7 protein-coding genes and 1 pseudogene are annotated in these 11,325 nt (G+C 42.4%); 4 read left to right on the top strand and 4 right to left on the bottom strand.

Annotated features, from left to right (window positions below; genetic code table 11):
- Positions 1-155: 155 nt before the first annotated feature.
- The 3 genes from ACFE93_RS02160 to ACFE93_RS02150 form a co-directional block, all read right to left on the bottom strand.
- Positions 156-629 carry a hypothetical protein gene (locus tag ACFE93_RS02160; RefSeq protein ID WP_375471806.1) on the bottom strand — a complete coding sequence of 158 codons (474 nt, stop codon included), beginning with the start codon at positions 627-629 and terminating at the stop codon, positions 156-158.
- 81 nt (positions 630-710) lie between these two features.
- On the bottom strand, positions 711-2,993 hold the full coding sequence (locus ACFE93_RS02155; RefSeq protein WP_375471805.1) for a PhoD-like phosphatase: 2,283 nt from the start codon (positions 2,991-2,993) through the stop codon (positions 711-713).
- Positions 2,994-3,189: 196 nt separating this feature from the next.
- Positions 3,190-4,581: a malic enzyme-like NAD(P)-binding protein gene (locus tag ACFE93_RS02150; RefSeq protein ID WP_375471804.1), complete on the bottom strand. Its 1,392-nt coding sequence runs from the start codon at positions 4,579-4,581 to the stop codon at positions 3,190-3,192.
- 351 nt (positions 4,582-4,932) lie between these two features.
- Between ACFE93_RS02150 and ACFE93_RS02145 the strand changes: the two genes are divergently transcribed.
- Positions 4,933-6,525, top strand: coding sequence for a gamma-glutamyltransferase family protein (locus ACFE93_RS02145; RefSeq protein ID WP_375471803.1), 1,593 nt, complete (start codon positions 4,933-4,935; stop codon positions 6,523-6,525).
- Between the two features lie 5 nt (positions 6,526-6,530).
- Here ACFE93_RS02145 and ACFE93_RS02140 read toward each other — a convergent pair whose 3' ends face one another.
- Positions 6,531-7,472 carry an ADP-ribosylglycohydrolase family protein gene (locus ACFE93_RS02140; RefSeq protein WP_375471802.1) on the bottom strand — a complete coding sequence of 314 codons (942 nt, stop codon included), beginning with the start codon at positions 7,470-7,472 and terminating at the stop codon, positions 6,531-6,533.
- A gap of 393 nt (positions 7,473-7,865) precedes the next feature.
- Here ACFE93_RS02140 and ACFE93_RS02135 point away from each other — a divergent pair, with 393 nt between their 5' ends.
- The 3 genes and pseudogenes from ACFE93_RS02135 (at position 7,866) to ACFE93_RS02125 (ending at position 11,317) form a co-directional block, all read left to right on the top strand.
- Positions 7,866-8,405 carry a hypothetical protein gene (locus ACFE93_RS02135; RefSeq protein WP_375471801.1) on the top strand — a complete coding sequence of 180 codons (540 nt, stop codon included), beginning with the start codon at positions 7,866-7,868 and terminating at the stop codon, positions 8,403-8,405.
- A gap of 238 nt (positions 8,406-8,643) precedes the next feature.
- Positions 8,644-10,560: a sulfite reductase, ferredoxin dependent gene (gene sir, locus ACFE93_RS02130; RefSeq protein WP_375471800.1), complete on the top strand. Its 1,917-nt coding sequence runs from the start codon at positions 8,644-8,646 to the stop codon at positions 10,558-10,560.
- Positions 10,561-10,672: 112 nt separating this feature from the next.
- Positions 10,673-11,317: pseudogene (locus tag ACFE93_RS02125) on the top strand (Uma2 family endonuclease).
- Positions 11,318-11,325: the final 8 nt, after the last annotated feature.

Here is an 11,325-nt window from a genome sequence, read left to right as displayed (position 1 = left end):
TCTGAACTCGGAAGTTGCACCTTTTTGCTCGAACGTTGAGCCTCTAAACTCCAAAAATTGAGCTTCAGAACTCGAAATGTCGTGCTTTTAACTCCAACATTCACGTTCTGAAGCTCTAACGTTTTACTTTTGACGTGCAACTACCAACTTATTTTCTACAACATTGGTTCTTTAGGCTCCAACTTGACAGGTCTACGAGTAAATCGTTTTCCCATTTCCGCAACCACTGTATCTAAACCTGCGCCTTGTCCACTGGCTTTGGCATAGCTATACACCTGCAACGCGGCTGCATAAGCTTCACTGCCCACTGCCAAAGAAGTATCATCCACGAGTTCTTGCAATTGTGTCAAGGATAACAACACGGGATACAACGCTTCAAATAATTGCACGTCCTTTCGCATTTCATCCAAATCGAACGATCGCGGTAAAAACTCTGGGTTCTGCGCGGCCACCTCTAATGCTTTGCTTACAAACGCCCGACTCTTATCGCCCATCTTGGGTAAAGTCTTGCGATCGTCGGAACTCAAATCAACTAAAAATGGTAACTTTTCTTTAATCGTGCTTATCGCTTGCAACACAGCATCTCTCTCTGTTTGTGCCAGTGTTGCACTAATTGGGGTCGTAGACATAGAAATCACTCTCCAGTATGTTTCTTAAATCTAGAGTGCCCACATATACAACTAAAATTTCCATTCACACAGCAAAGCCGATCATCGTAATAAAGCCTGATTGGGTGTTAACTGGCTCTCAAAACGGCTGTAAACAATTTGGGTTGGATACCAAGAAGAAAACCAGTACAAATCTTGCATAACTTTGCTAGAACTACTTTCATCTGCAAATTCAAAATGAACCAGAGCTAAATTATTCAATCCCACTACTTCTCGCCCGTCCTGAAACCAACGAGATTTCCAAAATATCAGGGGTTGCAACCATTTCCATTTAGCATTTTCGGTTCGTTTCCAGGGAGCTTTCAAGGATAATATATCTGCTGTGTAGGTAGAAGTCTGAACACTGTTTCGAGGTATCCACTCCAGTACACAATGCCATTCAGAGTTAGTCAGCAGCTGGCGATTATGCTGTAATTGTTTATCGGAAATTTCTACCATATTGGGTGGATCGATCCAGCCTATCCAATGTCGTACCTTTTCTGGTAGCAGCCAATCCTTCAATCGTGTATGAATCAGCCGCGTTAAAATCTCTTCATTCTTCAAGGCACTAGCGGTTAATTGTACCAAGACAGACTGTAATTTGGAATGGGTGCGGGCATAAGATAAGTGAGCAACAGAACTGTAATGGATATCTCCAGAAAGGATCACGACTTGTTGGCGTTCCTCAAACAAGGTGATTAGAAATTTCGCTAGGGCTTCAACATTAATGTTCCAGGCATCTCCAACATCGGTTGAAAAAACTTTTTCCTGTTGTAAGTGCCAATGATGAATCCAATCAATCACTTGTAATCCAAATACATTCGTGGGTGCAATCACAAATGTAGTTTGAATCTGAGTTTGTTCAGTTACTTGTTGTAAAGGTAAAAGTAGTTGTTGCTCAAAGGCTTTTGAACACAACAGCATTGGTGGGGCAATTGGTTTTTGATCGGCTGGATAACCCCGCCATGTACGGGTATCCAGCACAATTACTTCATGGCAATCGCTGCGGACTATATAGTTCCAAGTGATTGCTTCAGGATGTCGATCCAAAATGAATACTGAACCGTCTCGGACTAAAATAGGTAAGTCTGTATGGGGATCGCTGGCTGGCATTCCTAGATAACGAGCGATCGCTTCATTAGCCTTTGCATCCGTTCCTTGGGAAGCAGACCAAACTTGTGCAGCCGCCAATAGCTTTTCACCTGATTTTCCTTTTGTAAATTGCCCTGGTGTATTGCCCCAACCTTGAAATACCGTATAAGCTAACAATGCATTTTGGACTATTCTTCGCCCTAGAGGATGCCCCAGTACTCGCAAACACCAAGCTTGGTTTAAATTCCAGTCATCACTAACATCATGGTCATCAAAGATGCTGTACATGGGGATATTCGCAAGGGCGCGGCGCACTTTCCAAAGCGTGTAGATGAATTGGCGCAAATGCTGGACTTCTCGGTTCCACTTTTTGATCGCATGGCGATCGCGCTTTACTTGATGTCCTTGGGGAAATGCTGTGGGCCAGCACACTGGCGACCAAGCTAGTAAATAAGTAGCGTAATATTCGCCCAGACTGAAAAGATGATTGTTGACTTTCTCTGCTTTATTATGTAATCCTGCGGTCAAGCCAGCTTGTGTCGCCACATCAGCCCGTTTTCCAGGGGGTAGTTGTTGGGGAGTACAGTACACTCCATTCACCGGAAGTTGTTCTTCCCAACCCAAAAGGGCATCACCAAGAGTAGTAGCAACCCACAACGACGGATCTGCTACATCATCTCCGTAAATTTGATCTCCGGTGAGGAACAGTTGGTGAGGGCGGTGTTGGGGTTGATTTGCTGACGCCTGAATTATACTATCGAGAATTGGCAGTGCATCAAACCCATAACCATGAGGTTTACGGCAGGAAGCATGGACAATTTGCAAATCTTGAAAATGCTTTGGCGGCAGAGCAAAGGTTGGTTTTTGATGATCGAAGTAGCTGATGCTGACTGGAGGAGAGGAGTTTGAAGATAATGCTTGTTGCATTTGCGTGGTTTGGTCAGCAACAATAAACTGGAGGTCGTATGCATAGATGCGACCTCCAGTTAAGCGATGTCCAACTTTAGACTGAGCCGCGATCGCAACTACATGAAGATACTTACCCAGAGCAACGGTAGAGCGTTCTCCCTCCAATAAGCAATTTCCTAATGTTTCACCATCATTTGTTGTGTCATAAACCTTAAGTTTTACCTGACAAGACTGTTTCAGTGCAACCCATACTGTCACAGACTCTGACTCAGTATGTTTGAGGATTGGCCCCCCTAAAATCAGTGGTAGTTCTTGTAAAAACTCGTCCCCAACTTGATACTTCATTGCAAACAGTTGACAAAATGAGGGCGTTTTAGATGTACTTTGCTCCTAAATTGGTAGCTCCAACTCATCTAATCACCAATCATGGATCAATTCTCATCTGTTTAACATCAGTTCATAGCGCAAATTGATTGCAGTCATAGGGGCGCAAGGCCTTGCGCCCCTAGCGCGTGGTCTATTTACCTAAAAATAGCTGTAATTAATTTCGAGCGATACCTTCTTCACGCGCTGCACGTTGCACAGCAGCAGCAACAGCAGTGACGACGCGCTCATCAAAGACTGAAGGAATAATATGTTCCCGATTCAAGTCTGAAGGCTTAACTAAAGAAGCGATCGCACTTGCGGCTTCTAGGTACATTTTGATGGTAATTGTCTGGGCCCGACAATCTAAAGCACCACGAAATACCCCAGGAAAAGCAAGGACGTTATTGATTTGATTTGGGTAGTCACTGCGACCAGTAGCGATGACAGCCACATCTTTACTGATTAATTCTGGCTGAATCTCTGGAATCGGATTTGCCATTGCAAACACAATTGGATCTTTCGCCATCGAATGCACCATTTCTGGTGTCAAAACTCCCGGTGCGCTGACTCCAATAAATACATCTGCTCCTTGCATTGCACCCGCTAACGTACCCTGAGCTTTCACAGCAAATTCGAGTTTTTCCTCTGTCAAATCAGTGCGACTGGTAGAGATAATTCCTTTAGAGTCGCACATCCAGATTTTTTCTACCCCAGCTTTACGGAGTAACCGAGCGATCGCCACTCCCGCCGCCCCAGCACCGTTAATCACAATGCGGATTTCCGCCATTGATTTATGTACCAGTTTCAAAGAATTAAATAATGCTGCCAAGGTGACAATTGCTGTACCGTGCTGATCGTCATGAAAAACGGGGATATCTAATTCTTGGCGTAATCTTTTTTCAATCTCAAAGCAGCGAGGTGCAGCGATATCCTCTAAATTCACGCCCCCAAACACCGGAGCGATATTCTTAACTGCTTGGATAATTTCTTCTGTATCTTGGGTGGCGAGACAAATGGGAAAAGCATCCAGCCCTGCAAATTCCTTGAATAGCATTGCTTTACCTTCCATGACTGGTAAGGCTGCTGCTGGGCCGAGATTTCCCAAACCCAAAACGGCACTACCATCGGTAACAATGGCAACAGTGTTTTGTTTGATGGTTAAGTTGTAAACTTCTTCTGGATCTTGAGCGATCGCTGTACAAATTCGACCGACTCCAGGCGTGTAAGCCATTGCTAAATCAGACACACTCTTCAGGGAAATTCTACTGGTAATGCTAATTTTGCCACCACGATGCAAATTAAAGGTGCGATCGTAGACACTGAGTAACTTGATATCTGGCAATGCTTTGACTGCTTGCACAATGGTTTCAGCGTGTTCAGTACTAGCAGCATCCACAGTCAGATCGCGGGTGGACTCTTTGCGGGTTTGCTCGATTAAATCAATTTGACCGAGATTACCGCCAGTAGTTGCGATCGCCTGTGTTACCGACGCCAACATCCCTACACGATTGGGAATCTGCAAGCGCAGTGTCAAACTAAAACTAGAATTGGGAGTTAGGTCTGCCATGTTGATTTTGGATTTTAAGTTTTAGATTTTATATTGAATTGAGACAAAAACTAAAATCTGAGATTTGTAGTTTGTGGAAACACAATGTATGTAAACTTTTGGGATAATCATCAGTAATTAGTTTATCCACTGCTCCTAGTTTTGATAATTATTTTTATTTATACCAATGCATTTACTAATATAAATGAGTAACAATTTAGTAATTGTACCCAAATACACCAGATATTTTTTTAAGATTTTATCTGTGTAAATATTTGTATAACTTTAGGGGTGGCCGCCGAGATACCGACGGCCACCCGTGTAGGCCTGCAAGAATCAGCTGGCAAAAAAATATTATTACAGAGCCATTTTATGGAGTTCAATCTCAATCATTATCCTTACCATTCCCAGCGTCGAGTTATTTTAGGCAAAAAATATGCTGTTGCTACTAGTCAGCATTTAGCAACTCTAGCAGGAATAGAAATGTTTTTAGCAGGAGGAAATGCAGTTGATGCTGCCGTTGCGACTGCGATTGCTTTAACCGTTGTTGAACCTACATCAAATGGAATTGGTTCAGATGCGTTTGCGATTGTTTGGGATGGAAAATTACATGGTCTTAATGCTTCTGGAAGAAGTCCTCAACAGCTGAATTTAAAATCATACTTAGGTATGGAAAAAATTCCTCAATTAGGATGGTTATCTGTAACTGTTCCTGGAGCAGTTTCTGCTTGGTATCAATTATGGAATCGCTGGGGAAAATTACCGTTTGAACAACTATTTACTCCAGCAATCCGTTATGCAGAACAAGGGTTTTCTTTGTCTCCCATAACTGCACAATATTGGCAACGTCAAGAAAATATTTATCTGTCTTTAAATTCTCCAGAATTTCAGCCGTTCAAGCAAGTATTTTTTCCTAACGATCGCGCTCCTAAAACAGGAGAAGTATGGGGAAGTTTATGGTTTGCAGAAACATTAAAAGAAATTGCTAATAGCGGCACAGAAAGCTTTTATCGAGGAAAATTAGCGGCGGCGATCGCTAATTTTTCGGCTGATACAGGAGGATGTTTAACAAAAACTGATTTAGCCAATCATCAACCCATTTGGTGCGATCCAATCTCAACTCAATACAAGCAATTACAAGTGTGGGAAATCCCTCCCAATGGACAAGGAATTGCTGCATTGATGGCACTGAATATTTTAGAAGGCTTGAAAATTGAAAAATATGCTCGTGATTCAACCGAAAGTTTCCACTATCAAATTGAAGCGATGAAACTTGCTTTCGCTGATGTTTATTCTCATGTTTGCGATCCAGGTTTGATGAAGGTTTCTGTTAATCAGCTACTAGATAAAAATTATGCTATACAGCGTCAATCCTTAATTGAAGATACAGCAATTACTCTAGCTAATACGGGATTAACTCAAGGAGGAACTGTCTATTTATGTACTGCCGATCCAGATTTAATGGTATCCTTCATTCAATCTAACTATGAAGGATTTGGTAGCGGTATTTTAATACCTGAAACTGGAATTTCTTTACAATGTCGGGCAGCAGGATTTACTCTACAAGAGGGACATCCTAATCAAGTTGCACCACAAAAACTTCCATTTCATACTATTATCCCCGGTTTTCTGACTAAAGACAATCAACCTTTAGGGCCTTTTGGGGTTATGGGTGCACCAATGCAACCACAAGGACACTTACAAATGGTAGTTAATTTATCTGACTATCAAATGAATCCTCAAGCTGCTTTAGATGCACCTAGATGGCGATTTTTAGAAGGCAATAAGATCCTTTTAGAAAAGGGTGTAAGTTCTGAAATTATTGCAGGCTTAAGAAAGCGAGGTCATAATCAAGAAATTGCTTCTAAAATCATGTTTGGTAAAGGTCAAATGATTCTAAGACATAATGGAGTGTTAGTTGCTGCTTCTGAATCTCGTTCTGATGGTTTAGCATTAGCATATTAACGGGGCTAGCTGTAAACAGCCCTTGCAAAGCGTTCTGCCAAGTAAATAATGTCTTGTCTACGAGCAATTTGGTTCATCCATTGTTTAGGAATATTTTCTACGCCGTAGTAAATTCCTGCTAATCCACCAGTGACGGCGGCGGTAGTATCGGTATCTCCGCCTAAGTTAACAGCTTTCAGTACTGCCTCAGAATAAGATGAGCTATTTAATAAACACCACAGGGATGACTCCAAGGTGTCAATTACATAGCCACCAGAATTAATCTCTTCAACTGGTATCTTGGCAATTTCACCACTCAAAACTCTGCCAAAATGCGGCTTCTCTAACAAAAATTCTCGCACAGAATAAATTGTTTGGATATCTTGTAATGCTTGTAGATAAGCTGTCTTCAGGTCAGCCCCTTCCAAGAGCGCCACTGCAATACTAATATAAATGCCACAGGCCATTTGCGATCGCGCATGAGCATGAGTAATTGCCGAAACATCATGTACCCGCGCCAGCAATTCGCCTAAAGTTAAACTTCTGTGACAATAAGCCATCGGCAAGATTCTCATTAGAGAACCATTGCCATTACTATTTTCAACCTTACCGCCTGCCTGATGGGGGACAACTCCCTGTTTTAGGCGCATAATTGCTGTGTGGGTAGTTTGACCAATGTCAAAGACATCGCCGCGTGGAGTCCAGTAAGCCTCCTTGTACCAGCGCCAGAAGGAATTAGCTATAGCATCCAATGAATACCCTCTACAAAGGCATTCTGCCAAGCAAAAGCTTAAGGAACTGTCATCTGACCAAGTTCCTGGTGGTTGATTCCATGTGCCATAACCGAACATCGTTGTCACTGGAGATTTTACTCGTTCAGCACGGCTAGTAAACTCCACTGGCACACCCAACGCATCACCGACACATAAACCCATCAAACCAGATAACGTTTTTGCAGCGGTTAGCATTATTCAATCTCCACAAGAATTGCTCAAAATTAACTTTATAGATTCCTTCTAGAGCTTGTTGCAACAGATGCTACAGCCTACTTTTTCATCATCTGTGAAAAGCTCGGCAAAAATTATTAATTGGGTATTTTATTTACCAGATCCTGACTTAGTTTTAGTTCCAAATATTGTGCCACTTTTCAAAGCGTCTATTTTTGGAACAAATAACCCGGATAAAAAGACATGGAAAGTAATTATAACAGCTTACTTATTATTTTCAGGGATAGTTTGTTTCTAAAGCTTATGCATCAATAGCAACATTCATTTAATGAAAGCTGGGAAACATTTGGAACATTATCAGTTTATTTTCGACCTGCAATATACAAGTAAAAAATACAAAATTTGGTAAAAATTATGAAACGCTTACTCAAGTCTTTCGTGACAATTTCTGCATTGTCTTCCTTAATAGTTGCTCCTTTTATTCTATCAGATGGTCAAGCTTCTGCTGAAACCAAAAAGGGTAGTGATGCTAGTTATGTTGGTGCTGGTGTTGCAGCTGGCGTTACCAGTGGCGGACAAGGTATCAATGATGATGCTACCTTTGGCGGTAATGTCACAGGTCGCGCGAAATTAGGAAATACGCCATTTTCTGCACGCGGTAATGTCCTCTGGAGTGATAAAACGAGTGCCATCATCCCAGAACTTTCTGTGGATGTGCCCATTGCTAATAGAACTAATGCCTATTTAACTGGTGGTTATTCTTTTGTAGAGAAAGATGGTTCACCAACTCCTATAGGTAACAGAGATTCAGTAGTGGTAGGTGCTGGTGTTGAATCGGAAGTTGCTAACAATTTCCTTGTCTACACTAATGCTAAAGTCGGACTTGGTGCCTACCAAAATAGCGATGCTTCTGCTGTTAGCATCAATGGTGGTATTGGCTATCGCTTCAAATAAAAAATTATTGAGTCCTCAGTCAGTTTATACTTTACTTAGTACTCAGGACTCAGCACTAAAAACTCACTACTCCCAAAAGCTGGTTTTGTTAAGTATTACATCACTGACAAAGCCAGCTTTTGCCGTGGTAAAATTAAAATATTCCTCGTTATTCCGGCCGGATTACCGGGGATAAAGTAGCCGAAGGGTGCTGATTCGGCGTCTACTAATGCTTTATTGAGAATACTATACAAGTCTAATGGTTAAATCTGCTCCTTCCCCCATCGCTAGCCGTAAGCCTTCTAAACTCGAAGGAATCAAGGAAAATAGTAATTTTTTGCGTGAACCTGTAGCAACTGAGATCCTTCAAGACACTACCCATTTTACCGAAAATGCGGTGCAGCTTTTGAAGTATCACGGTTCTTACCAGCAGGATAACCGCGACAACCGCACCAAGGGACAGGAAAAAGATTACCAGTTTATGCTGCGGACCAAAAATCCCGGTGGTTTAGTACCACAGCAGCTATATCTGGCTTTAGATAAACTAGCTGATGAGTATGGCAACCACACCTTGCGAGTAACTACCCGTCAAGGTTTCCAAATGCACGGAATTTTAAAAAAGAACCTCAAGACAGCAATCGCCACAATTGTCAAGAACCTGGGTACGACTTTGGGAGCTTGCGGCGACATCAACCGCAACGTGATGGCACCACCAGCCCCATTTAAGAATCGCCCAGAGTATCAGTATGCTTGGGAGTATGCCCAGAATATCGCTGACTTGCTCTCAGCGCAAACAGGTGCTTATTACGAAATTTGGTTGGATGGGGAAAAAGCAATTAGTGCTGAAGAAGACCCTGAGGTGAAGGCGGCGCGACAGCGCAATGGTAATGGCACAATTATCCATAACAACGAAGAACCCATTTATGGCACTCACTATATGCCCCGCAAGTTCAAAATTTGCGTGACGGTGCCAGGGGATAATTCGGTAGATTTGTATTCCCAAGACCTGACGCTGGTAGTAATTACTAATAAGAAGAAACAGCTAGAAGGATTTAATATTTTTGCTGGTGGTGGTTTAGGTAGAACACACGGTAAAGAAGAAACTTTCGCTAGGTTAGCAGACCCCATCGGTTATGTGGCGAAGAATGACGTTTACGACATAGTGAAAGCGATTGTTGCTACCCAGAGAGATTATGGCGATCGCACCGATCGTCGTCATGCCAGATTAAAATATCTAATCAACGATTGGGGTGTAGATAAATTCCGCACCCAAGTTGAAGAATATTTTGGTAAAGCAGTTGAAGCTTTCAAACCACTGCCAGAGTTTAAATATCACGACTTCCTCGGCTGGAATGAACAAGGTGATGGCAAGCTATTCTTAGGAATTTCCATTGACAATGGTCGAATCAAGGATGAAGGTTCGTTTCAACTGAAAACCGCCTTGCGGGAAATTGTCGAGCAGTTCAACTTACCCATCCGTCTGACACCCAACCACAACCTGATTTTTTACGATATCGAACCAGATAACAAGGAAGCTATTCAAGACATTCTCAGCCGTCACGGTGTCGGAGACGACCCTAGCAAAATCGAACCTTTAGTACGGTATGCAATGGCTTGTCCGGCTTTGCCTACTTGCGGTTTGGCAGTCACGGAATCAGAACGCGCAATACCGGGTATTTTGGAGCGGATTCGCGCTCTGTTGGATAAATTAGGTTTACAAAAAGAACATTTTGTGGTTAGGATGACAGGATGCCCCAACGGTTGCGCTCGTCCCTACTTAGCAGAATTGGGCTTTGTCGGTAGCGCTCCAGAATCTTACCAATTATGGTTAGGGGGTTCGCCAAATCAGACTCGACTGGCACAACCTTACATAGAAAAGCTGCATCATAATGACTTGGAAACCTTCTTAGAGCCGATTTTCGTTTACTTTAAGAAATCTCGGAAATCGAAGGAAAAGTTTGGTGATTTTTGCGATCGCGTTGGTTTTGATGCCATCCGCGAATTTGCTGCTACATACGAACCCCAAACAGCCGATGCTGCAAATAAATCACGCCATCGGGTGAATTTGAAAGAAGAGGTTTATAGCAAGTTGAAGGAAGTAGCAGAAAGTCAAGGTAAGCCGATGACTCAGTTAGTTACTGAAGCACTAGAGGCTTACTTCCAGAATCTTTCTTAAGCCGAAAAATTGAAGATAATAAAATCAAAGAGAGACACAGATAAATCCGTCTGTGTCTCTCTGGCATAAGTCCTAACACAGTTAGGTAACACATCCACAGGAAAACTGAACTATGGTAACGACAGCAAAATTTGCAGAAACTAGGGATGTGCTGCAAAACATTAGCTGGCAAACATTCAAAGCTATGCTGGCAGATATGGGATCTGAGCGAAATAAAAGGCTAGCTTATGACAACGGAATTGTAGAAATTATGACGCCGCAGATGCCACACGAGAACTCAAACCGTCTGATTGAAGGTTTTGTTCTTGTGCTGTGTGAAGAATTTGGTTTAGAAGTTAAAAGCGCTGGCTCGTTGACTATGACGCGCGATGATTTAGAGCAAGGAGCCGAGCCGGACAGTAGTTACTATATCCAAAATGAATTGTTAGTCCGCAACAAAGAAAATATTGACCCGAATACAGATCCACCACCAGATATAGTACTGTAAGTGGAATATTCTAGACCCAAGATAGACAAGTTGACCCTTTATGCTTCAATGGGAGTCCCAGAATTCTGGCGGTATAACGGAAATGTGATGAGAATCTACACCCTTAATAGTGAACAATACTCCCAAAGCGATCGCAGTCCAACTTTTGTGCCTGTGCTGGTGACAGAGATTCCCCGATTTATCCAAGAAAGCAAAAAAGTTGGACAAATAGCAGCAACTTGTGCTTTCCGCACCTGGGTTAGACAGGAGATATCTATAGCAGGGCAATAATTTATTCA

The sequence above is a fragment of the uncultured Nostoc sp. genome (assembly GCF_964247315.1).
Classification (GTDB): domain Bacteria; phylum Cyanobacteriota; class Cyanobacteriia; order Cyanobacteriales; family Nostocaceae; genus Nostoc.
The sequence above is the reverse complement of the archived record's forward strand: the minus strand, read 5'-3'. Positions and strand labels throughout refer to the sequence as shown.

Coding starts and splice junctions, on each gene's coding strand:
- sir (WP_375471800.1), top strand. CDS start 8,644: ATGGTTAAATCTGCTCCTTCCCCCATCGCTAGCCGTAAGCCTTCTAAA.
- ACFE93_RS02155 (WP_375471805.1), bottom strand. CDS start 2,993: ATGAAGTATCAAGTTGGGGACGAGTTTTTACAAGAACTACCACTGATT.
- ACFE93_RS02140 (WP_375471802.1), bottom strand. CDS start 7,472: ATGCTAACCGCTGCAAAAACGTTATCTGGTTTGATGGGTTTATGTGTC.
- ACFE93_RS02135 (WP_375471801.1), top strand. CDS start 7,866: ATGAAACGCTTACTCAAGTCTTTCGTGACAATTTCTGCATTGTCTTCC.
- ACFE93_RS02160 (WP_375471806.1), bottom strand. CDS start 629: ATGTCTACGACCCCAATTAGTGCAACACTGGCACAAACAGAGAGAGAT.
- ACFE93_RS02145 (WP_375471803.1), top strand. CDS start 4,933: ATGGAGTTCAATCTCAATCATTATCCTTACCATTCCCAGCGTCGAGTT.
- ACFE93_RS02150 (WP_375471804.1), bottom strand. CDS start 4,581: ATGGCAGACCTAACTCCCAATTCTAGTTTTAGTTTGACACTGCGCTTG.